At 33.8% G+C, this 24567-nt stretch carries 21 protein-coding genes and 1 pseudogene; 16 read left to right on the forward strand and 6 right to left on the reverse strand.

Translation table 11 applies throughout. The features are described 5' to 3' along the window. Window positions 1–299 precede the first annotated feature (299 nt). The 4 genes from EL260_RS11370 (at window position 300) to EL260_RS11385 (ending at window position 2610) form a co-directional block, all read left to right on the forward strand. On the forward strand, window positions 300–650 hold the full coding sequence (locus EL260_RS11370) for an immunity 51 family protein (protein WP_123860386.1): 351 nt from the start codon (window positions 300–302) through the stop codon (window positions 648–650). A gap of 98 nt (window positions 651–748) precedes the next feature. After that, a complete protein-coding gene (locus EL260_RS11375; protein ID WP_123860387.1) occupies window positions 749–1243 on the forward strand; it encodes a hypothetical protein in 495 nt (164 codons plus the stop codon). 184 nt (window positions 1244–1427) lie between these two features. Continuing rightward, window positions 1428–2207 (forward strand): hypothetical protein, encoded by a 780-nt coding sequence (locus EL260_RS11380; RefSeq protein WP_123860388.1) that lies wholly within the window; start codon window positions 1428–1430, stop codon window positions 2205–2207. Window positions 2208–2298: 91 nt separating this feature from the next. Next, entirely contained in the window at window positions 2299–2610 is a 312-nt protein-coding gene (locus tag EL260_RS11385; RefSeq protein ID WP_123860389.1) for a hypothetical protein, read from the forward strand. 92 nt (window positions 2611–2702) lie between these two features. Here EL260_RS11385 and EL260_RS11390 read toward each other — a convergent pair whose 3' ends face one another. Further along, window positions 2703–3626 carry an alpha/beta hydrolase family protein gene (locus tag EL260_RS11390; RefSeq protein WP_228445415.1) on the reverse strand — a complete coding sequence of 308 codons (924 nt, stop codon included), beginning with the start codon at window positions 3624–3626 and terminating at the stop codon, window positions 2703–2705. Between the two features lie 601 nt (window positions 3627–4227). Here EL260_RS11390 and EL260_RS11395 point away from each other — a divergent pair. From EL260_RS11395 to EL260_RS11420, 6 genes are all read left to right on the forward strand, one after another. Beyond that, window positions 4228–5388, forward strand: coding sequence for a hypothetical protein (locus EL260_RS11395; RefSeq protein WP_198418065.1), 1161 nt, complete (start codon window positions 4228–4230; stop codon window positions 5386–5388). An 805-nt stretch (window positions 5389–6193) separates the two neighbouring features. After that, window positions 6194–6769, forward strand: a complete 576-nt coding sequence (locus EL260_RS25970) for a helix-turn-helix domain-containing protein (RefSeq protein WP_228445417.1) — start codon at window positions 6194–6196, stop codon at window positions 6767–6769. A 138-nt stretch (window positions 6770–6907) separates the two neighbouring features. Beyond that, window positions 6908–7807, forward strand: coding sequence for a serine hydrolase domain-containing protein (locus EL260_RS11405; protein WP_123860392.1), 900 nt, complete (start codon window positions 6908–6910; stop codon window positions 7805–7807). 14 nt (window positions 7808–7821) lie between these two features. Then, window positions 7822–8370: a hypothetical protein gene (locus EL260_RS11410; RefSeq protein ID WP_123860393.1), complete on the forward strand. Its 549-nt coding sequence runs from the start codon at window positions 7822–7824 to the stop codon at window positions 8368–8370. Window positions 8371–8411: 41 nt separating this feature from the next. After that, window positions 8412–9110 carry a hypothetical protein gene (locus EL260_RS11415; RefSeq protein ID WP_123860394.1) on the forward strand — a complete coding sequence of 233 codons (699 nt, stop codon included), beginning with the start codon at window positions 8412–8414 and terminating at the stop codon, window positions 9108–9110. Between the two features lie 153 nt (window positions 9111–9263). Then, on the forward strand, window positions 9264–9464 hold the full coding sequence (locus tag EL260_RS11420; protein ID WP_232534828.1) for a DUF1266 domain-containing protein: 201 nt from the start codon (window positions 9264–9266) through the stop codon (window positions 9462–9464). Between the two features lie 379 nt (window positions 9465–9843). Here the strand turns inward: EL260_RS11420 and EL260_RS11430 are convergent, their stop codons facing one another. The 3 genes from EL260_RS11430 to EL260_RS11440 form a co-directional block, all read right to left on the reverse strand. Beyond that, on the reverse strand, window positions 9844–10701 hold the full coding sequence (locus EL260_RS11430) for a hypothetical protein (RefSeq protein WP_123860395.1): 858 nt from the start codon (window positions 10699–10701) through the stop codon (window positions 9844–9846). Window positions 10702–10906: 205 nt separating this feature from the next. After that, window positions 10907–13393 carry a DUF748 domain-containing protein gene (locus tag EL260_RS11435; RefSeq protein ID WP_123860396.1) on the reverse strand — a complete coding sequence of 829 codons (2487 nt, stop codon included), beginning with the start codon at window positions 13391–13393 and terminating at the stop codon, window positions 10907–10909. A gap of 52 nt (window positions 13394–13445) precedes the next feature. After that, complete coding sequence (locus EL260_RS11440) at window positions 13446–15899, reverse strand: DUF5686 family protein (protein WP_123860397.1); 2454 nt, start codon at window positions 15897–15899, stop codon at window positions 13446–13448. 575 nt (window positions 15900–16474) lie between these two features. Between EL260_RS11440 and EL260_RS11445 the strand changes: the two genes are divergently transcribed. Continuing rightward, entirely contained in the window at window positions 16475–16723 is a 249-nt protein-coding gene (locus EL260_RS11445; RefSeq protein ID WP_123860398.1) for a hypothetical protein, read from the forward strand. Between the two features lie 124 nt (window positions 16724–16847). Further along, a pseudogene (locus EL260_RS11450) lies at window positions 16848–17051 on the forward strand (AraC family ligand binding domain-containing protein); the annotation flags it as partial. Window positions 17052–18127: 1076 nt separating this feature from the next. Here EL260_RS11450 and EL260_RS11455 read toward each other — a convergent pair. Next, window positions 18128–18949: a helix-turn-helix domain-containing protein gene (locus EL260_RS11455; protein WP_123860400.1), complete on the reverse strand. Its 822-nt coding sequence runs from the start codon at window positions 18947–18949 to the stop codon at window positions 18128–18130. A 385-nt stretch (window positions 18950–19334) separates the two neighbouring features. Here EL260_RS11455 and EL260_RS11460 point away from each other — a divergent pair, with 385 nt between their 5' ends. The 3 genes from EL260_RS11460 (at window position 19335) to EL260_RS11470 (ending at window position 21630) form a co-directional block, all read left to right on the forward strand. Continuing rightward, the gene (locus tag EL260_RS11460; protein WP_123860401.1) at window positions 19335–20060 is read left to right on the forward strand and encodes a hypothetical protein; all 726 of its coding nucleotides are present in this window, start codon (window positions 19335–19337) and stop codon (window positions 20058–20060) included. A gap of 61 nt (window positions 20061–20121) precedes the next feature. After that, window positions 20122–20865 carry a hypothetical protein gene (locus EL260_RS11465; RefSeq protein ID WP_123860402.1) on the forward strand — a complete coding sequence of 248 codons (744 nt, stop codon included), beginning with the start codon at window positions 20122–20124 and terminating at the stop codon, window positions 20863–20865. A gap of 33 nt (window positions 20866–20898) precedes the next feature. Then, window positions 20899–21630: a hypothetical protein gene (locus tag EL260_RS11470; protein ID WP_123860403.1), complete on the forward strand. Its 732-nt coding sequence runs from the start codon at window positions 20899–20901 to the stop codon at window positions 21628–21630. A 308-nt stretch (window positions 21631–21938) separates the two neighbouring features. Here EL260_RS11470 and EL260_RS11475 read toward each other — a convergent pair whose 3' ends face one another. Next, window positions 21939–22832, reverse strand: coding sequence for an MBL fold metallo-hydrolase (locus EL260_RS11475; RefSeq protein ID WP_123860404.1), 894 nt, complete (start codon window positions 22830–22832; stop codon window positions 21939–21941). A 617-nt stretch (window positions 22833–23449) separates the two neighbouring features. Here EL260_RS11475 and EL260_RS11480 point away from each other — a divergent pair. Further along, window positions 23450–24430, forward strand: coding sequence for a hypothetical protein (locus EL260_RS11480; RefSeq protein WP_123860405.1), 981 nt, complete (start codon window positions 23450–23452; stop codon window positions 24428–24430). Window positions 24431–24567: the final 137 nt, after the last annotated feature.

The raw sequence follows: 24567 nt of genomic DNA on the forward strand, positions 1-24567 counted from the left end.
TTCAGATTGATGCTTTAAAATTTTTTGAATATAAATAACCGCTTTATATTTGTTTTACCATCACACCATAACAAAGTATTATTAACGATTAAAATTTACAGACTATGACGGCAATTAAAAAGAGATCCTAACATTCAAAAATGGAAAAGAAAAAATGCTGTTAAAACAATATCTGATCTACAGCAGTTCATAAAGCTTACCATTATCCATTAGTTAAATCATTTTAAATACTTTCTGAAACTTTTGTTTTAGGGTTATTTTTTAGTGCCAAAAAAATAGAAATAAAAAAGACGAAGAATATGGACCATAATCATTTTAAAGAAGCCATTACCCCTTTCTTCTGGGTAGAACATGGCAACAGTTTTTCAGTATGTCTGGATGTGGGAAGCTATAAACAGGAAATCTTTGATACACGGGCAGATGAAGGTTTTGAAGGAAATGGCTATGACTGGGGCTCTTTGGCTCAGGTTTTTCTGGATGAGAAAAGACAGGATCTGATTGAAAGTATACGATTTGATCCTGAAGGCGGAATGTTTTGTGCATATTCCTCCCAAGAAAGCCAGCTGAAAGATTTTATCCTGGATTTCAAAGCTATATGCGAAGATGAAGCGTTGATAAGAGATTTGTTTTCAAGAGCAGAATTGGATTGATTCTTTCAAAAGGTAAGGTGGTCTATCAGTTTTTAATAGAAAAAGAGTTATAGCCGGATTCGGTAGACAATATTTTAAACCCATCTAATAAAAATAATATGAAGAAAATATTTTCAGAACTCAAAGGCTTTGTTATATACAGCCCTGAGCTTTTATCAAAATATCTGCAGGATCATAATCTTCCGGGGAACAATATCCTAAAATATTTTGTGGAAAATGAACATGGAGATGAAATAACAAGATCTGGAATTGCTATTCCTGTAATAGGAGTAGAAGAGGATTATTATTCATTCTGCATTTCTGCGAATGAAGAGCATGTATTGGGAAACGGAGAAGTTGCGGCACAGTCTGATGGCTGGATACTTCAGACTTCCAATAATGAATTGAGAGTGGTGGGTATTGGCTATTTAAAAGATATTTCTACCATTAACGACGAAAACAGTATTCAGTTGAATCTGGAAAATGGCTGGTTTTCACTAAGAATACTTGCCGGCCATAAAAATGGAGAAAGACTTTTTGAGCTCAATACGAAGAAGCAGGAAAACAGACCGGACTTTACAGGAGATCTTACTACAACGTACTATTTTAGTTGATCAGAGTGGCTTAAAAATTATGAAAGTCATTACAAAATGAGACAGAGGAAACTAAAATCCAAATAATTTGCTAAAAATTATAAAATTCTAAAGCCAATTTATTTAATCAATCAATAGGAAAATTATACTTTTTGAGCATAATCTAAAAGGGATCTATGGATAATTCAAAACTTAAAAAAATAAAATGAATAAACTATTTCTTTGGGCAGGTATTATTCTTTCCACAAGCTTATATTCTCAAGAAAACATTAGTTTTGACCGGGCTACTCAGCTTTTTGATTTTATAGAAGTGAGTTTTAAATTGGAGAATAAACCCAATGATAAATTTCATTTAATAAAATTTGATACCATTACGGCCTCAGCTAAAAAAGGAATCCTTTTGATCGAAAACGGTGATATAAAGAATATCTATAGAAGAGCTAACATCCTTGCGCGTTATGAGCTACCAAAAGAGCCGCTAAAAACTGTAAATGCTAAAGGTATAGTCAAATATTTTAAGCCTTCAAAGGAAAATAACTCCTACTTTATCTTGGGTAAAGTACAGGATTTGAAAAAAGATGTGAACCTTATTGACAAAAGTATTCTGGTGAAAAATTCAAGGCTTTATTTTGGTATTGTATCTATAGAATCAGCGAATAAAACATTTAAGGATTTTATTAGCCATAAGAGTAATCAGGGGAAAAGTGTGGACTTTAATGACTATGATCTGATCATTGCAGTAATAAATGATAAAGAACATGAGATTATACCTGTAGTAACTAGTATGGATGATGAACTGGACTTTGGTTACCACAATATTACAATAAAAGATCCTAAAACCGGAATTGTCTATACATTCTATAAAATTAATAAATCAATGACTACAAAGCAAAGAGGAGATATTCCACTTGAACTGTTCATTGAAAATGAAGAATCTGTACAGAAAATTCCTTTTGATTTCAAAAATTTTCAGGTAAAACAGTAAGTCCATATTTGAATACATTTTTATTTTTTTAATATGCTATTATATAGCATAAAAATTTATATTTTAGAGAAATAACCATGACTATCTTTTTATGAGCAGACTATATTTCATTTTTGTTCTGATTCTAATGATTACACCTCAATTTATTAACGGGCAGGGGAGATCCCTTGAGAGTGTAACTGATATAGCTGAAGAGAGCAGTCATGTAAATAGAAGCTGCATTGAAATTAAGAACTATTGTTGCAATTACGCTGCTGTGAAAACTAATAGCCATCCAGAAGAACATTATGAAGAATTTGTCAGTAATTCAAGATCATCAGCTGGGAATATCTTCTTTGGACCTATATTAATCATGATAAGCCTATTGGTTTTGAGGGCTTTTTCTAAAAGAGTAGAAGAATAGGCATTGTATATTTCTATTAACTTTTGTAGAGTCGTAAACAGAAATTTACTTTAAATACTAAGACATCATCTGAATATTCTATTTTAGCTCATTTATTTCAATAATTTCCTATTTGCTATCCACTTAATAGCGTAGTTAACAGGCTCATTAGAGTTTGAAAATGCTGTATTATGCCCTAAGTTTGGGTATAGCTTATATTCATATTGTTTATTACCGGATTTTAATGTATTCAGATGCTCTATGGATAGGTTAACAGGCACTTGTATGTCTTTACTGCCAAAAATCCATAATCCTGGAATTGATATTTCAGCAAGGGTAGTGCAGGGGTCAGTATCTGTAAACTCATACCTATCCGGATCAGTCATGGTATGCTTTCGTGCATCATCTTCTGTGTGTGTAGCCCAAAAATTTGAATTTCCATTGGTGTAGAATTGAAAGCGAAGCTGCTGTTTTGCCGTAATAAGGGCTCCGCTGAATATCGTCATAAATTTAACGTTATTATTTTTTTTTGCGGCCAAAGGAATGATCCATCCGGCTTGGCTGGCACCAATCAAACCGATCTGTATCTTATTATTCTGTAAATCCTTAGATAATGTATTTACAGCGGCACTTGCATCTAAAGACAATAGATTAAGGTTTGAGGCATCTACATTATTGGTACCCACCTCCGGTCCTGCATATACCCCTTCGGATTCACCCACACCACGTTTGTCATAAGTTAAAACAGCAATGCCGTTGTTAGCCAAAAGTGTTGCGAATTCTGTCATCCTTTTTTCTTGCCCCGACCCATGAACAATTACAACAGCAGCAGAAGCATTTTGGGGCTTGAAAATGGTTCCTGAAAGCGATACCCCTTCACTGCTGAACTTTATATTCTTAGTAGTGAAATTTGGTAAAACTGCTGACAAAGAAGTGTTTGCAAAAAGGAATAACACAAGAAGGAAGTTCATTGAAAAAAATCTCGTATACATGGAGTTTTTGAGAAGAGTCAATGGGCTTAGAACACTATGTTTCATTTTATTATTAGTTTATTATTTTCCAGTGGCACCTAATAATGTTTTGAAGTTATTTGTGCTACAGGAAAGCTCTGTTTTTAAGAGGCTAATGTACATAAATTTGGCAGAATTCAATACGTTAATTTTATAGGATAAAATGGTTACTTGTTTGAACAAAAATAAGGTAAGATAAAAAGGAGTTTCCGATCTCCATACAACAGAAATCTGATTCAATATCTTCAAAATTATACCTTGATCGTTACCTGTATATCTTTGCGGATCAGATCTCCGGGTTGGTATAATCAATTTTCATAAGATTCTATTATGATATTTTAAATAAGTATTGAATCATTATTTATCAATTTAGTCAGAATCTTTAATCCCAACGAAAATAAAAAAGAACCAAAAGAATTTGTGTATTTTTATATTGTTGAAAATTAATAAACTAACTGTAGTGATGATAATAAATTTTAAAAATAATTTCATTTCCGTCAGACTGTGGCTTTTATTATTTATGTTATGCTCTTATAGTCTAAGTAAAGCTAACGTCACTTTAGTAGAAGATTCAATTCCAACGATAATAACACTAAATGGGCCATGGAAATTCAAAACAGGTGACGATATGGAATGGATTGCCCCTGATTTTGATGATTCGGAATGGGAAACGGTTGATCTCAAAGCTCCTATTGGGGCACATGATGGTGATGTAGGTCTTTCTGGTTACGTTTCGGGCTGGACTCATAGAGGGCATTCGGGGTATTCAGGTTATGCATGGTATCGTATCAAAGTTTCGTTAAAACAAGTCAAGGGAAATATACTGGCCCTAACCGGCCCACCTGCTGTTGATGATGCATATCAATTATTCGTTAATGGAACTTTATTAGGCGCTGCAGGAGATTTTTCGGACTTGGTTCCCACCGCCTACAGTATACGCCCACAGATGTTTCTGCTGCCGGAAAATGTAAAGAAGGAAGACCAGGTGACGATTGTCTTCAGAGTGTGGATGAGTGAATCTACGTTAAACCAACTAGCAGATGCCGGAGGAATTCATATTGCTCCGGAGCTTGGTGATAAAAGCAGTATCGAATCGAAATATAGAGAGCAATGGGGACAGACTATCAAGGGTTATATTGTAGAAGTAATTGAACCCATACTCTTCATTTTATTAGCAATCATGATCTTTGTTCTGAAACCTGTAAAACATTATCGATGGTTTATTATTGCTTTAGTTTTGTTGTCCTTAGTACGTGCTAATCAGGCTTTTTTCTATTGGTTTCAAGTGGAATCTGCCCACGGAATTGATATTGTCACAACAGTAATTCTTATGCCTTTAGTACTAGGCTCTTGGGTGATGGCATGGAGAGATTGGAACGGATTATACAGAGTAAGCTGGATTGCCAAAATTGCGATAGTGCTCACTTTGATGTATATGGTTTCCCAACTTTTAGGGCTTCCTTGGCTGTTCAAATCTATTCCTTACAGTTCTTTTCAAAAAGCTTCTCAATATATAAGGCTGTTTTTTGTTCTTTTGATGATCTATACATTGTGTCGTGGCATTCATCAGCAGGGAAAAAAAGGCTGGACTTATCTGCCTGCGGCATTACTCGTTTCTATAGGTTTATTTTCGCAGGAAGTATCAGCGCTTCATATTCAGGGAATCTGGTTTCCATATGGTGTGGGAGTTTCCCGTACTCAGTATGTTTATCTAGCCTTCGTAGTTGTTATGATTATTATATTATTAGTGTATAAGAAGAGGTCAGAGAATAGGATTTTAAAAGTATAGATATTGTTCAAATCTTAGATTACTTGATATAAAATATGATCTGTACCTTGATAAATATTATTTTTTTCATAATTTTCCTTGGTGGAGTATCCTTTTGAATAAAAAAATAAAATAAAGTCAATCAAATTTTTATATTTGCAACAGTTGGAATTTTAATATTGATAGACTATCAGAATTGCAATTAAAAACTTAAAACTACTATAACTATAAACAAAGAAAAGTAAGAATGGATAAAATTAATTTATTAATTATTTTAACTATAGTCTCTTTATTCATTTCATTTTTTCTGGTATTTTTCCTAATTACAGTTAAAACAAAGTATAGAACGAGTAATTTCCTATTTGCATTTTTTCTTGTGCTCAATGCAATAGATATCAGTGAGCCTTTGTTTAACTTGATGGCGAATGGGCCATCAAATTTGGGAATGTTTAGGACTACCTTCGCTTTTTTGCAAACCCCGGTTTTGTATCTCTATGTAATGTCAGTTTGTTATTCTGATTTTAAATTGAAGCCAAAATATTTACTGCATCTGCTTCCTTTTTTAGTAGTGAATGGGATTTTAATGCCTCGTTTTTATACCGTAGATCTGGGATCAAAAATAAGTTTTATTCAGAATCGTCAAAATATGATAGAGTTTCAGTTCATTCATATTTTAATACATACGCAGATCGCAATATATATCATCGCTGTTTTCAAAGTATTAAGAAGATCAAAAAAACTTTATCTTGAAAATTATGCAGGGAAAAGCATCAGTTCTTATAATTGGCTATTTCAGTTTACCATTGTATTAACTTCTTTATATACAGTGGCTCTTGTAAAAAATATTTTTAAATTTTCTGATTATCCACATATTTCTGAATGGTTAAAGATTACACTTTTGGTATCTTCTCTTTTTGTTTTTTGTTGGTATCTGTTCAAGGCATTAAATAATCCAGGCCTTTTTAGGAATATTGATTCAAAATTAAAGCTTGTTTCTGAGCTTGTTTTGGAAGAAAAAGGTGTTGAACAATCAATATCAGAGGAAAAGGAACCTAATGAAAAGCTTTTGAAACTAAAGAAATATATGGTTGAAAAAAAACCTTATCTTAATTCTTCGCTCACTATTCAGGAGGTCTCTGATGATATTGAAATTCCAGTACGGGATTTATCTCTTTTGATTAATCATCAACTAGGGCAGCATTTTTATGATTTTGTAAATACTTATCGCATAGAAAATGCCATGGAAATTTTAAAGGATCTTACAAAAAATAAGGTGACTATTCTTGAAATTCTGTATGAAGTGGGTTTTAATTCAAAATCTTCTTTTAATACTGCTTTTAAAAAACACACGGGTAATACACCAACTGGTTATCGTAAAAACTTACAAATCAGTGAATTGTAATTATTCGCACTTTTTTATGTAAATATTCATACATATTTTTCTGAACAAATACGACCCTTTACTTTTATTCGGTCGCATAGCTTCAATGTCTTCTACATATTTGTATCGAAATAAATTTTAATATCAAAATTCGATACCATGAAAAATAGCTTTTATTTACTAATTCTACTAGTACTGATTTCAAGTTGCCAAGCAAGTAAAAAAATCATTTCAGAAAAAAAAGACTACAGTTTTCTTACTGATAGCTTACATATTGAACAGCAATTGGAGAAGTACAAACTCCCGGGATTTAGTCTTGTTGTATTTGAAAACTATAAGATTGTATATTCAGATCAGGTAGGAGTGAAATCGATGAACTCTAAAGAAAAGTTAGATGAAAACACTGTTTTTTCTACAGCGTCAATCACAAAACCGATAACAGCACTTCTTTGTCATATCCTTGAAGAAAAGGGTTTAATTAACCTGGATGAGCCCATTGATAAGTACTTAAAACGATGGCATTTACCAAAAAGTAAGTTTACTGAAAAGAATAGCCCAACTTGGAGACAGTTTTTTAATCATACTTCGGGTACAAACCAGGGTGGATTCTCAGATTATTATAATGGAGATGTTATTCCAACTATTAAACAAAGTCTTTTGGGGCAGATACCAAGATATGATAAGGAAATTGAATTCCTGTTTATACCAGGAACCGGTTTTGAATATAGTGGTGGCGGGTATGTAATTGTTCAAATGGCATTAGAAGACACTTTGAATAAGTCTATTGCAGAACTGGCAAAAGAACATCTTTTTTCGCCTCTTGGTTTGATGAATACCACTATGATACAGCCTAATGAAAAGGGGTTTCCAAAAAATGTAGCTTCTGTTCACGATAAAGATGGAAAAGTTATAAAAACAGGCTTGCCTATCACACCACAGATTGGAGCATCAGGCGTATGGACTACCCCTATAGATTTAGCTAAGCTTTCTATTGAGATACAAAATGCTTTACGCAATAAAAATAACAAAGTGATTTCTCATCAGGTTGCCAAAAAATAACGGAAGTAACAGCTTTGAAAGATGCCGTTGGAGGTTGGGGCTATGGCTGGCAAAAGTCTGTTGCTTATAACAACTATGATTGGTTTATGTGTAATGGTTCCAATACCGGAGTTGGCGGAAGTATTTTGGCTACTATGGAAGACGGAAATGGCTTTGTAATGCTTGCGAATGGTGAAAAGCCTAATCGTATTCCGGTAATAAACGAAGCCCGCATAAAGCTTCTGACTTTAATGGACTGGAATAAGAAAATATCTAATGAAAACATTCAGGAACTTCCTTTGAATTTAAAAAAACAACTTATCGGGACGTATAATGATTTTCTTTATGGACAGGGAGCAGAAACGAAAATTGTAGAAAATAATAACCGTCTCTATGTTGAATCTCCATTTTTGGGGTTTTTTAAAGGAAAAAATGCTAACGAGTTAGTATATCTGAAAAATGGGACTTTTAGAATTGTAGATTATCCCAATGCATTACAATTTGATTTCAGTAATGGAAAAGTAAATTCTGTCACTCTAACAAGAAATTCCATGAAAACAGAAGTTCAAATTACTAAAAAATAAACCTAACAAATAGTAAATAACAACAATTTAAACCAAAAAGAATGAATCCAATATTTTTAATTCCGGTTGTATTAATAATTGCAGGGGTAGCTTTCATGATAATGATGAGTAAAAAATACAAAACTGCAACATCAGAAATTGATTTAGATTCTGAAAGAGCTAAATATGATCAATACAAACAAGAGCTTCTCGATCAGGATTTTTCAAAATTAACACAATGGATGAATGGTAAGTCCATTGATGCTTTTACTTCTGCCTCTGTTCCCCAATCAACAACCCATAAAGTGCAGGAGCTTGTAACTGAGGGGATAAAAAATGTGGCATTATCCACAATAGGGGTAAAGCTCAATCGAAGTGAAACAGATTGCTTTTGGATTTTAAGTGGAAATGATCTTCACTTTTTTAGTGCCAATATAGCGGGTGAATTAGGCGAACACATTGTATTTGATAATTTTAGAGTTGAAAAAGCAAGTCTTCAATACGGAGGGATTCTGAAATTGCAGTTAGGTGTTTATTCAAAAGCATCAGAAGAATATTTACCCAAAACATATCTTATCACTTTTGATATTGATGGAAGTTCATTATCTCTTGAAATTCATGATAGGCTTAATTATAGGGTTAACCCGGAAGGTATGCTTGATCTAAAAATGCAATTAGAAGCAAGAGCAAAATATCAGGTAGTTGGTGAAAGATTTGTGAAAATTTTACAGAATAGATTCTCTAATCTAAAAATGTCTTAATATAATATAGGATTTTTTCAAAACTTTTGAACTCATTTAAAAGCATACGATTAAAATAAAGTAAATAGTTATTTATTTATTAGATCATATACTCGTAGGTTTAAGGTATGCAGAACAATAGTCGGCATATTTTTAACGAGCTGTTGTTACGAATTGGGTTATATTTCTGAAAAAGAACTGATAGAATATTTAGCAAAATCCCACAAAGAATTGAAAAAATACTGTAGCACCTGGAAAGAATACACAACAAATTATACTTTGGCAGGGCAGTTTGGAATGGAGGCAATAATAATGGGTATAACTAGACCAACGTTGAGAATTCTATTCTTTGGAAACTCACATATTCCTTATTGATGGGAAACGGTTTCAACACCTATACAGGTTATACCTGTTTGTTTTCGGAAAACTTTTTAAGACAATCTGATCGTGCGGAAAGCGTACAACAGTCTCCTTTTTTTTAATCGACGAGAGGAAAGAATTGTTCCTATTTTTATTTAAATCCCCATAAATTGTTAAGGGAAAATAAAAAGCCTTAGAAATTTACTTTCTAAGGCTTTTTTTGGAGGTTGAGGGATTCAGTTTTTAATATAAGTATTTGAAGGAAAGCTTGCTTATTGAACTTAATTTCAAAATAGTCACGAATCAGCCACAAATCCATTGATATCTATTCTAAAAAATCTTAATCAAAGATTTAAAGAGTGTTTTAGCTTTTAAGAAAAAGCCGGAATGTTCATTAATTGGTGATCATCATATTGTATTGACGGGATGCTTCTTTAGGTGGACTGATCCAATCTACTAATGATGATGCACCAGCACTTGCTCCAACTGCACCGGCTATTGCACCTCCTATAAGAACTACACCACCAGATACAGCCCCTGCTGCTGCACCTCCCGATATTCCACCTGCAACGTCAGCCAAGCCTACTGCTACCCATTTCCACCAAGGTTTTTTTGCGATGATACTTGATGGTGAATAGCCATTAGCTAAAGCATCCAAATAGATAGTATTCCAAAAATAGGCAGAGTGTCTGCCAATAGAAGTTACGGATAAAATACTTGCTTTATCTTTATCATTAATCGCACTGTTATTGATAATTGAAGTTTCAAAAGAGATTATTGTTTCTTTTAAAGCGGCATAATCATTATTGTTGGTTGCTTCAAAATCTATTAGTAATTTTATAAAACTGGACATATGATTTCTTACAATTGGGCTAAGGTTTGGGTTATTAAGAGCTGTAGCGTAATTATTGTCCGAATCATCCAAAATACTTTTAATTTTTATATTGGGTAAGAATATTTCTGGATTCTCCCCAGGATACAGCTTGAAAAATTCCTCTCTGGAAATGTTAATATAATCATCCGTTGTCAAATTTTCATCCCATTTTTCTACTACTTTTTGAAGGATCTCATTATGAACCTTACCTGCATTATCATAGGGGTTTAGCGCAAAATCAGCAGAAACACCAAATTTATTTGTTACTGCAACGGTTGGGATTTCGTTTTTAGAAATCTTTGGCTCCTGATCCTCTTGACAGGCATTAATAGAAAAAAATAAGGTTAGTGCTACCGAAAGTTTTAAAAATTTTCTCATGGTTTTAGAATTTAGGTGTTATTAAGTTTTTACTATTTGATCTTTGTTAAAATCAATAATCTAATATAATAATTTTATTTTTAATAAATATATTTTTAATTGTTTGTGAAATTCTCAATGTTTATTTTTGAATAAAATAAGAATGAACAATTCTGGTATAATAAATTAGGAAATGATATACTTCTAAAATAAACTCCTAATTATACTAAATCAGGTATTTCTTAAGCCCTTCCATAATACCCTGCCATAAGGTGTTGAAAAAACTTCTGTTCGGGTCACGTTCTTTTTCTACTTCCACATGATCCGGCTCCCCTTTGGAATCGTTTTTCACAAAGATATTGGCAATGGCAGTCAGCAGCTTTCTCTCTTTCCCTGTATTCTTATTCATGAAGTTAACATGCATATCGGTATATTTAAAATAAAAATTCCCTCCTATTTTACTGCTGTTTCCTCTATAATCAAATTTTAGGTAATGAATTTTCCCGTCAAGTGTTACATTCAGGTAAGGCCTTACAAAGAGATTGGCATTATCTACCGAAAGATCTTTGATGGTTCCGTTGATGGCATAGTCATCATTTCTATTGGCCACATCAAACTGCCAGTGAACGTCTGTAGGAGCATCTCCAAAGAATTTAAAGTCAGTATCTACTTTCACCATGGTAGGCTTTCCTCTCATTTTGGCGCTGTTTACGTTGGCGATTTTTGCGTTAAATTGCTCAAACGTGATTTTCCCGGGAATCTGTGCCTTTTCCGCTATTTCTTCATAGGCCAGCTTTGAATTTTTAATATCTACCTGTCTTATATACAGAGGGAATTTGACGTCACGGAGTTTTTTGCTGAACATATAACGGGCACTGTTATCATCGGGTGGGGCAAGATCGTGGTAAATATTACAGTTTATCCCATCCAGAACAATATGGTCCAGGTCTATACTTGTTTTTCCGCCTATTACCGAGTTTTTATCCGTTATGCTGATTAACTTCGCTTTGATTGTATAAAGATCTTCCTCTACAGCAATCATCCTGTTGAACTGCTTTCTTGAGTATTTGGGAAGAAAAGCAAAATTACTGATGTTGGTTTTTTTGCCGGAGTTTTTTATATGATCTGCTTTCAGTCGGTAATATTTTCCGGCATCCATATCAATGGCTTTGGCAGTAATCAGGTGGTTTTTACTATGAAATGGGACAGGTTCTTTCAGGATGTCTTTGTTCGTGGTAACAGTATTCAGGTTGATATTAAAATTTCCAACCTTCATTTTCTGAATGCCCTGCTGCTTTTGACTGAATGTTCCGTTAATTAGATTCAGTGCTCCGAGATGTAAGATGAGGTCAGGGGTAGGACCCTGTTTTTTAGAAAGAGTTTTCTTCTTTTGAGCGGCGGCAATGATCTGAATATCGGGAGTATATACATTGATGGCCTCCAGCTTAAGCTGCAGTTGCTGCCCCACAAATTTTGAAGTATTGTTAAGGATCTCAATTTTCTCTGTTTTAATGTTGAAAACATCTTTTGTACTGCTGACTCCAATTGCTTGGAACTGTGCATTATTAATGAAAATATCAGCATTGTCAGAACGGATGTTTTTAACGCTTACCGCCTGTAAAGGGTCTACCTTGAAATAGATATTCTCAAGCTCAACATTGTGGGTAGAAAATGCAAAAGGTACTTTCTCTTTCACCGTATTTTTGTCAAAGACAATATCTTTAAGGTTCACATGGAAGTTCTCTATGGAAGCTGTTTTTGTTTTATCCTGCTGCTGTATCAGCACAGAACCCTTTTGTAGATCCAGGTCTTTGATTCCTATTTTCAGGTTGATTTCTTTCGGGTTTTCTTTTACTGTTTTTTTATCGGTAGAGGTAACGGTCAGCTGTGGTTGGACAAACCTGGTTTTATCAATGATAAGGGAGTCCTGATCAATAATGAAGTTCTCAGCGGAAAGCTTGCTTACTTTCAGATCGAATACATTTTTAGCATTATACAAGGCAGGACTTTCCACAGGCTTCAGATGAAACGCTGAAATATTCAGCTGCTTGTTTTTCGCATCGATCTTACCTGCAGAAATGGTATAAAAATCATTGACGGTGATTAACACATCGTGGGCATCGATCTTAAAATCTTTAAAGGCTACAGGTATTTTGGAAACATCCTGGCTCTGGCGGATATCCGTAAGCTTGATATTGATATTTTTACCGGTAAAAAGATCTTTCTTATCACTTTGCTTTACGGAAATATTGCCATTGTTTACGAGAATATTTTCAATACCGAAGTCTACTTTCTTCTGTGCTGAATCTTTTTTATTTTTAGACTTGCCTAGAACCACCCGAATATTCGGGTCAATAAGCGTAACGGTATTTACTTTGTAAGATTTATTGAATATAGCTTTCCAGATCCCGAAGTTTTCAACCTGAAGGCTTTTAATATTTCCAGATATTCTGGACACTGCAGAATCACGGGTCGGTTTGGTTTTTATAATTATGGTATGGGCTGAAATATCGCCCTTGAAGAGATTCATATCAAAATCCTTAAGGGTTATCTGATATGGGGTTTTCTCATTGATGAGGTCAGGTAATTTATGTTTAAGATAAAGGTTCAGCAAAAATGGGAAAATAAGGGCTATAACGACCACTATTCCCAGTACAATTAATACGGTTTTTTTTCTTTTCTGAAATTTTGACTGGCCTGAGTTTTTTTTCATGTTTGTTTTTTTGATAAAGATGAATAGAAAAATAAGGTTGTCAGTCCTGTATTTAGAATCCTAACAATTTAAACTTAAACTGGATTGCAAAATTATCTTTGAACTTTGGAGTATTGTAATAGCCTACACGGTAGAAAAATCCTAAGTTAAATTGGGATGATAAGAAGTTGTTCCATTCAAGACCCACTTCATTATACAAATGGTCCAGCTTCTTGAAATCGAACTGATGAAATTCCGGATTTTTCATATCGCCAATGGTTCCTCTGTAGATAAGGTCGAAGCTTGAAGTATTTTTTCCGAAACTTTTAAAATACCATGGCAGCCTATGAGTAAGATAGGCCCCCACAAATTTATCATTATAGTATCTTCCGCCTTCCATGGTGGCAAAACCAAGATAGGAGGTAAGGTTGAAATTCAGTCCTTCTGTTCCGTCACCCAGTCCGTTTAGGGTAAAGTTTTTCCATACAGGAGCATTACCGGTAATCAGACCTCCGTAAAGCCTCACGCCTGTTACCCCAAGCTTTGTTTTGACGTTGTGAACAAACAGTGCGTCAAATCTGCTGAAGTTAAAATCGCCGCCCAGGGCTTTATATCCCTGCTCATAGTTCAGATAAAGTTCCGGAAGGTTCTGCTCATACGTATATTTACCGGTAGGGGTCATGATATTCTTTGAATTCGGAGAATATTTTATGGTGATGGTAGATGATGCAATATCAAACCGGCTTCCAAGGCCTTTAAAATTGTAATCAAATTTTGATTCTTCCTGAGTTTTTTTTGCCGAAACATTAATGGTCAGTGCATTGGTGATATCATTTTCATAGCTCACTCTAAAACCTTCGTAACCATAGAAAACTCCATTATTCAAAGCCACCCCGGAATTCATTATTTTCATCCTGAAGTTCCATAAGTTTTCAGAAAAGCGACCTGCTGCCATGACATCATTGAAATACTCCACCCGGAAAAACGAATTTTTTTCCAGACTGGTACGGATATCCACTCCAGCTCCGAACTTCCAGTCTTTATCATAGATACCATAGGCAAAATAGGCATCCGGGGAAATATACCTGCTGAACTTTTCATTCAGTTTGGCTCCGGCTCCAAGCCGGAAATGCTCATATTTGTTGTAGGCGACTATTTTAGAAAGGTCAAAATCTACCATTCCCAATCTTATTTTACCTTTCAGTAAACCGGTTAATGCTTTCGCTTTTTGGTTCAGCTTATACTTGCTGCTTAAGCTGTCAATTGTTGTATAGGTGGCTGCTTCACGGGCGGTAAGTTTCTCTGTACGGTACTGCTCTATACTGGTTCCGTCAGAGTTTTTTACGCCGATGGTGTAGCCCCTGAAATCTTCCGGCTTTTCTTCAATCGGTGTTTTGAAATCAAAATAATCAGCGGTTACAAAAGCATAGCTTCCAAACCTTGTGGTATTCTTTTTATCAGCTTCTTTCTCCTCTTTGCTTTTATTTTTCTCTTCTTTATCATTATTATCAAAGATGGTGGAAGTCATTTTCAGCTTATAGTTTTCCTTTACAAGAAACCATTTGTTATCCACGGGTTTCCAGATGCTGGTAATGCTGCCTTCGCTTTTGACTTTACTATTGCTTTCAATCTTTTTGAGGGCATAGGTTTCTTTGTCTACATACAGATATCCGTTGTATTTCCTCTGCTTTATAGTTTTTTTGTAATCTACCTGACGGAAACGGATGACGTAATTCTGCCTTCCCTCAATTTCTATAGAATCTGTTAAAAAGAAACGGTAAAGGTTTCTGTTTTCTTCACGAATCTCTTTGGGGATCTGATTTCTGTTGGACCGGAAAGTCATCAGCTCATAGATAGGATCTTTGATACCCGCCATCTTATTGTCCAGGATATTGATTTTTTCGCCGAATTTTTTTGAGTACAGGGTCTGGGAAGCTCTTTCCCATAGAAAAATTTTACTTTCTCCCAAAAGCTTCATCAGATCCACAGATTGCAGAGAATCTTTTTTCTCTGCAGCTTTCATAGGGCGTTGTGGAAGTTTTTTTAGCGAATCGATACGGTTGGTAATATAGGCATTATATGCATTGATGCTGTCTTCATCCAGATCCAGAGAAATTTTTTCATAAGATTTATATGAATAAGAATCCAAGCTCTGAGGAGAATTCTGTTTGTAGTTTTCGTTGACTTTCCTTAGAATCTCCAACGCTCTGGGGTCACTTTTGTCTTCCAGAACGATGGCCTGAATATTTTTTATACTGGGATCAGCCTTGGAAAGAAAAACTTCCATCACTTTGTCTACCACTGCATCTTCCTCTTGGAAGCCGTTGGCTGAAATTTCTACTTTTTTACATTTTGTTTTGAAGTTAAAGGTTCCTGTTGCATCTGTTTTGCCCAGCAGCCTATTGTTGCAGGAAACAGTTGCATCAGAAATAGGGGAATGGTCTCCTGAACTTCTGACGATAATCTTTGATTGCGAAAACACGCTGAAATATCCAAATGATAATAGCAGGACGAAAAGTTTTTTCATACAAAGTTTTTTTGATAGGTGTTCTTGGGTTTATAAGTACATCATCATCTCCCATTTGCAGATATAAACTATACATATTGAGGCAAAAAAGGTGCCGTCAATGTATTTTTTATTGTAGTTCATAAATAATTCCTTTTATAATAGTTGACATATTATTTACATGAGAAGACTTTAACCTCTCATAAAATGACAAATAATGGGAGACTCATGATCATTTTAGGAATGATTTTTTTTGCTTATTCAGTTCAGGATAGATTAATGGAGTAGGGCGCTAAATTAGGATGTTAATGTTTGTTATGGTCTGTATGTTAGTGAGTTGTGTAGGCTTTATCTGTTTTTTTGATGCCTTTTGAAAACTTTTGTTTTTGCATCTTGTGGGGAGGGAGGGACTTCAATCGAATTTTTAATACCACTTTTAACATTTTTGAAAGTCAAACTCTAAAACTTCAAAATAGAAAGGTCAGTTTCGAGGGCGAGGCATCCCAGTTTCAGAGGCAGTCACTATTCTTTTTTCAAAGTACAAAATAGAAAAAGGTTCTGCTATAGAACTTGAAAACTTTCGAATAGGTAAAAAAGTGAAATGTAAAGAAGTTCCCTTTGTCGATTGTTTTAAGAAAATACTTGACGGATTACCTTTTGAAATTTCGATATTCAAAGAAAATACTGTTTTTATCCGTTATAAAATTTCTGAAAGCAGTTTCAACCAAAAAGACAGGATGAGGGAGCAAAAAGTATTTGCAGTAAATTCTGATTCTATTTATGCAAAAATCAAAGAACATCAGATTGAAGAAGCCATTCTCAATGTAGGAATATTCACTTTATAGAAAAGCGTATATTAGATTCATGAAAAAGTTACAGCAATACCCATTTTTTACATACATTTAATCCTGTTCAAAAGATTAATGCTACAACAATAAGTGAGAGGCTTAGCAGAAACCACATCAGTTATTCCAGCCCCATATGACCGACTTTTATATAGTCTATCTTTTTACAGATGGTTCGGGAAAGCATTCTGTAGATTTTAATGATATTGAGGTGATTCCCGGACATCTTTTGTTTATGATCCAAGGGCAAGTTCATCATTTTGATCCATTGGAAACCTATGATGGGGCAAACCATTGTTTTTACGGAAGACTTTTTTTGCAGATCTGAGATACATCGAAACTTCCTTAACCAAACCACACTTTTCAATGACCCCTTCAGCTGGCTTATTTTGATTCTGGTGCTTATTTTAATACTTTTTCAACCCTCTATCAGTTCATTATTGATGAATTAGAAAATGTACCTGACGAGAATCAAACAGGAATTCTACATAACTGTCTTTTTAATGTGCTTTTGACAGCTGAGAGGATTTATAACCCAACACAAAAAAACATTACCTTCCCGAAAACAGCTATTAACATATGACTTTAAAAGATTGGTGAACCAGAACCTCTTTAATCACTTGACTATTGAAGAGTATGCTGTTCTCCTACATGTAACCACACGCACACTTCAGGGAGCTTTTTCTGAGTATGAAAATAAAACTCCAAAGGGCTGGCTAACCGAAAGACTTGTTCTTGAAATCAAAAGATTACTAGTTTATGAAACCATGTCCATAAGTTTTATAAAGACCTTCACTTTTAATAGGGGGCTTTATTATTAAAAGAGATTATTTATAGCTATTAAGAGTTATTAATAACTGATCAAGGGATTGAAAAATTTTTGATTTGATATTAATGCTGATAATCTAAATCCTGCTTTAATGTTCCTATTACTAGTTTTAAAATTTAATAGTAACACTTGTGTTAGTTGCAATTCGATGACCGAATAATTTACAAAATAGTTGGATGGAACTACAAGGGATGGTTTTATGAAGCGCTTAATCTTACTTTGTAAAATGTTTACTTTTCTAATAATAATGAAATTACCGTCAAATTCGTATTCAAAATAGCTGAGTGTAAGAATAAGGTAAACATCCAAAAGAGCAATAACAACTAATAGATATAATCCGAATCCTTTATTAAAAAATACGAACCCGCATATACACAACGCAATGAGGATGATGGCAAATATACAAAAGTAGATATTGACGAGGTTATGGTTATTAATTTTTATCATTAGCTATTTCTATTGGCGCTATATTTAACTTTAATATATATTGAAATATTTCATTTAGCTAATTATATTATTATTATTATTATTTATCTAAAACGATCAGCATATTTTATGATTAATGCGTTGCGCGTCTAACTTCTATACTTTACAGGGGTAAGACCTGATTTCTTTTTAAAGAATGAGGTAAACGATGATGGACAAGAGAACCCCAGATCAAAAGCAATTTCTTTTATATTTTTATTGGTTAATCGTAATTGCTGCTTCGCTTCATAAAATATTTTTTGACTGATTATTTCTGATGCATTAATATTTAAAATCCGCTTGCAAAGAATATTTAAATAATTAGGTGTTACACAAAGCTGATAAGCATACCAAGAGACATTCTTTTGAATACTACAATGTTGATTAATTAATACCCAAAGTTTTTTAATAGTTGGATTCAGTCCGGTATAATATTCATTCTCAAAATATTGGCCTGCTTGGTGTTTAATGATTGAGGAGAGAATATCCAATCTCCGAAAAAGTATAAGGCGAAAAGCAAAATCTATTTCGATTAAATTAATATCACGTTTTATACCTTCGATTTCTTGTTGTATAAAATTAAAAATGACATCATTGAGTTTAAAGACTGGGCAGAAGTTATTTTTAATATAATATAATTCTTCAATACAAGAATACTCCTCAAATAACATTTTACTGATCGTTATTTTCTGTGCTATGGTATCATTGTTTGTTTCAAAATAGTGTTGTTGGCCCGGAAACAAAAAGTGAAGTTGTCTCTTAGAAATAGGGTACCCAATCCCATCAATATAATGCATACCACTGCCTTCCGAGAATAGTACAATTAAAAAGTCTGTATTGGAAGCCTTTTCGTTTAGATCATTTATTTGATTTATAGGGCTATACCCTATTTGATGATCAGCTATTTTGATTGCATATGTATTTTTTTCCACCAATGTTTGTGTTTAGTTAGCAGGATCAGCACGATTATAATAGTATATCTATTGCGAGCCTGCTAGTTATTTTACTCATTTTGTTAAGTAAAATTAGGCTTAGCATAATAAATGTTTTATATACAAATCATCGGAAATATTCTGCAAACTCTTCTTATTTCCAATTCTATGTTTTTAAGTTAGCAGATTATCCCGAACATTTTATTAATTCTTGAAAACAGGTTATAATGATAATATGAATAGTATTTGGAATAATATAATTAAGAAGTAAAGTACTGATATGTTATAATTTTGCTTACACATAATGAGACATTCATATCAGATCATAATGTATAGGGTTATTTCTTTTTAAAGAATTATTTATAAACACTAAAAATATCTTTATATGAGGAAAAAAAGAATATTAATAAGCGGATTGTTGCTGATTTCGATTTTGACATTTTCACAGGTCGGAATAAATACAACAACTCCTCAAAGAACCCTGCATGTTAACGGATCGTTACAGCTGACAAAAGAATTGAATGTTGGTGGAAACGAAATAACAGCTGGAAATCCGGGGGAGGCTGGCCAGGTATTAAAGTCTAATGGACCAAATCAACCTCCATCTTGGCGTGATCTATTAGATGTTCCAAATTCTGAGGGAACATTGATTGCTGTTAGTGGGGCATTTTTTGTGGCACAGGAAATAGTTGTCCAGATGTCTGGAAATTTTAGCGTTACCGGAGGATCGGCTTCAATTCTAGGGAATCTGGATTCCGAAATTGTAGATAATGAAAGTAAATATTCAGGTAATGCAACAACAAATTCTTTCCAAGTAAGTGTAGATGGTACCTATCAAGTGATTATGAATATGCAGCTTTCTACTACTAAAGGGAGTAATCCTGTCATCGGTATTTGGGACAATGTTTCTAATAAATGGATAGCAAGAGTCAATGATACTTATACGGCAGCGGATGGTACACGTCAAACCTATAGCTTAATAACTGGCATACCGATGTTAGCCGGAAGAGACTATTCATTTCGGGCCTCAAGTAATGTTAACTGTGTTATCAACAAAGGAGGATCAGGCTCGGTTCCCATGTCTTATGTTTCTGTGAAACGTATGAAATAAGAGTTTACAGTACAAGCAAATAGATTTAATTATTCATATTAATACCTACAATCAAATGATAATGATTAAAAATATTACGTTTTTTATAAGCCTGAATATATTTTCTTTTTTTTATTGTCAGGTGGGAATAAATACAACAACTCCTCAAAGGACGCTGCATGTAAATGGTGAATTACAGATTACTAATGAATTAAATGTTGGCGGAGATGGAAGTGTTGCAGGGAATGCGGGAGCCACAGGGCAGGTGTTAAAATCCAATGGCCCGGGACAACCCGCTGTCTGGAGTGAATTAACCGAAGCTCCTACAGCTACAGGTACTGTTATGGTTGTAGATGGACATTATGTTGTAGCACAGGAAATTACCGTTAACTTAACATCGGATTTTTCAGGTCCGGGAATTCCAGGTGCTACAATAGCTATTAATATAGGTAATTTAAATGATGTAATCATCGACAATGAGAATAAATATACAGCTGATGGAACTGGAAATAAATTTCAGGTTACAAACGACGGGGTGTATAAAATCATGATGAATATGCAGCTTTCTACAACAAATAATACTCAACCGGTAATTGGTATCTGGGATAATGTTGCCAATTTATGGGTTGCGAGAGTCAATGATCTTTTTACGGCGCCTACTAATGGCTTGCAAACCTACACATTATTGACTGCCATACAACTTACAGCTGGTAGAGATTATTCTTTTAGAGCTGTAAATACTGATGCATTTACTATAAAGGCTGTAAGTTCTGGGGCGACAGGTTCTGGCCCGGTATCCGAAGCTTCCATGAGGCGATTGAAATAACTTATTTAGCTTATAACCCCAAAAATAATCATAATGAATAAACTCATATATATTTCTATGATTGTGCCTTGCACTGCTTTAGCCCAAATGGGCATTAATACGATAACGCCTCAAAAAGCATTACACATCAATGGAAGTTTGCAAGTTGTTAATGAGATTAACGTTGGAGGTGACACTCAGACGCCGGGGAATGCTGGAACGGCAGGTTTTGGCTTGGTTTCAAATGGACCTGGGCAAGCTCCGCAATGGAAAGACATCTCTGAAACTTCTGATGTTACTGGAACACTCATTGTGGTTAATGGACAATTTGTTGTAGCGCAGGAGATTACCGTTCAATTGTCAGCTGACTATTCAGGCTCCGCAAACGGTTCGACAGTGCCCATTGCTATCGGTAACTTAAGTAATAAAATTTTGGACAATCAGAATAAATATACAGGTACTGCATCATCAAATTCTTTTCAGGTAGCTAACGACGGAGTTTATGAGGTATATTTAAATATGCAGGTGGTAACCAGTGCAAATACATATCCTACTATAGGTATATGGGATAATACAATGAATAATTGGCTGGTTAATGTAAATGATCTTTTTGTTGCAACTAGTGCTGCACAAACTTATACGCTTATCACAACAGTACCTATGAATGCTTCAAGAACCTATTCCTTCAGAGCAACCAATTCTTCCAACTATACGATCAGACGGCTAAGTGGAGGAACCACAGGATCTGGCCCTATCTCACAGGTTACAGTTAAAAGATTAAAATAATTTATAAAAAGTACTTTGCTTAATATTAAAACTATCCTGAAATCTCATAACAATTTGAAGTCATATTTTTATTTGTAATAATTTGAACAATATAATTAATTATTCAGGTAACAATTAGTTTTTATGAGATTAATACTTTTGCCAAGTAGAGAATGATCCATCTACAATAAGTAGAACCATTATTATATTATTTAATGGGTACGTTTGTTTAGGCACCGGCGGAATATTAATTTATTTCGCCGGTTTTTTGGGTAGAGTTCATATTGAAAACTTATTCTAATTTTGTCAGTTTATAATAAAATCATCTCCTATAGTTTAAAATAGAAAGGGTCACTATGTGATTTGGGCATCCATTGAAATTGATCGTTAATTTTACAGACATATCCTATACTGGGCCATGGTAAATGAGATGCCATAATTAACATTCGATTTTGAGAACATTTTTCTAAAATCTTTTTACGCGTTTGTACTGCCATTTCAAAGTCGATATCCCATTGTGTTCCCCAATCAGGTTGTGAAACTAGTAGCGGTGAATGAATGATGTCAACTAAATTTGTAATAGACATTTCATCACAATAAACATTAAAAACTACATGGCCGGGTGTATGCCCTGGAGCAGCCTCCGTTTTTATACAATCAAATAGATCATCTCCAGGGTCAAATAATTGAAGATAAGGTTTTATGGAAGTGAGGATTCCTGATATTAATTCAATATTTGCACAGTTTATTTCAGGGTTTCTACTTTTTGAGAAATCAGGATTTTCACCAAGCCAGAAATCAAATTCTTCATAGGAAAGATAGTATTGTGCATTAGGATATATAAAATTATGGTTTTCATCTAAAATTCCACCAATATGGTCCCGGTGTGCATGGCTAATAATTATATCTGTAATTTCTTTCGGTTGAAAACCGGCGGATGCCAAACTTTTTAATAATAAACCGGCATTTTCGGTATTATAATACCCTTCACCAGTATCAATTAAAATAATTCGATCATTTTTTTTAATAAGCATTACGTTAATTGGAGCTTCGTAAATAGATTCTGGAAGAAATAACTTGTGTAACATTTCATGCATGGCTTCCTCAGATATATCAGGAGCTAAAATTGGTTGCGGGTTACCAATATTAAAAAAGCCGTCTGTGAGAATAAAAACCTCTAATTCCTTTAGATTTGTTTTAATAAAACCTACATTCTGTTTCATAATTTTTTAAGATTAATATTTCAAATTTTATGATTGCTTGTACTCAAGCTTTTGAATAAAATTATAGATAAATGATTGTGTACTTTGAATGTATATAATCTAATTTGTTTTGTAAATGATTTCAGTTTTGTTGAAATGTTTTTAATTTAATTGCAAGAATTAAGAAGTGCTCTTGAAGTTATACAATAATCAATTTTTAGAATAATTTGATTAATTAAAATTGTGAATACTCCTGCTATTTTTGTATAAAGTTTTTAAAGTAAGGCCAATAAGCTTGTCTTCACAAATCTATTATTGGCCTTTATGTTTAACTGTAATGGGATAATACTTATTTGGATTTTTAGCAACAATAAAGAATAGAGGAATCTTTCAAATCTGATCTTGCTAATAGATACAATTTGTATTACTTCCGGCATAGAACCAACAAGACTTATTTCACCCAAAATATAATTTTTTTTTCACTTTGAGTAGGCTTTTCAGTAATACTGAAAAGTCTTTTTAAATTCCTTAGTTTTCTACAAGTATGGGATTAATAATTAATATGAATTAAAAAGATGATTTTTTAATGTTAATCATAAGTTACTAAGTATAGTTGGTTTAAATATTTAAAAATTAGAATGATGCAGATAATGTTTGTAATGATTTACATAATATCTTTTGATGGTAAAGGAAATATTTTTGCAAAAGATTTCATTGAATTCATTTTAAATAACAAACAAAACACTATGAATAATAAGGCAATATCTTTAAAAAAATATCTCTGTATTGTTTCTTTCTTAGCCGTAGGAAAGTTCTATAGCCAAGTTGGAATCAATAATACTACACCAAAAGCGACATTAGACGTTACTGGCCAGGCAACAAATACAACAACTATTGATGGTATTATAGCCCCTCGAATTACTGGTGAACAACTGAAAAGCAAAGACAACGTGTACAATGCGAATCAGGATGGTGCTATAATTTATGTCACTCAGCCTTTAGCAGCTGGCCAAACAACAGCACGTACAGTGAATGTTTTAGATAAAGGTTACTTTGGCTTCAACAGTAGTTTGGGAACAACAGGTCAATGGGTTTCGTTATTTAATAGAGATCCTACTGTTATAGCAGGTGGTGATATCTTGAATCGTGTGATGATTGCTGAAACGACATTAAGTACAGCAGGAACAACGCAGGCCAATTTATACTCAAAGCAATTTACATTGACTCGTAAATCCATGATAGATGTTTTCTTTTCTATTCCGGTAAGTACTGTTGCAAGAGCAAATGGCCAAGCACCTGTTGATGGGACATCAAAATTATTTGGATTAAATGTCTATCTGGTAAAAACAGATGCCCCTACTTTTCCTAACCAAAATATATTAAGGGATACAGAATCATTTACAAATTCAGGCAATTTTTATGCTAATGGTATTTATCAAATTGGAGGAAGTCGCAAATTCGTTCTCGAAGCAGGAACATATACTATGAATTTCAATGCTTTTGTTTATGCCAACCCTAACGAGAATGTGGGCGTTAGAGCGACATTTGGAACTAATGGGAATGGAGCCTCAGATCTAAGGTCTGTAATTGATATCATCGCAACTCCAATGGATAAATAATTATCTTAGCTCGAATCTAAAAACACTTATGATTATCCTTTCAGATCGTTTTCTGAGAGGATTTTTTTGATTCTATGGTATGCTTTACATCATTTTAAATTAAAAGCTATTTTTACTAATTAAGGTATAAGTGATAA

The sequence above is a fragment of the Chryseobacterium nakagawai genome, from assembly GCF_900637665.1.
Classification (GTDB): domain Bacteria; phylum Bacteroidota; class Bacteroidia; order Flavobacteriales; family Weeksellaceae; genus Chryseobacterium; species Chryseobacterium nakagawai.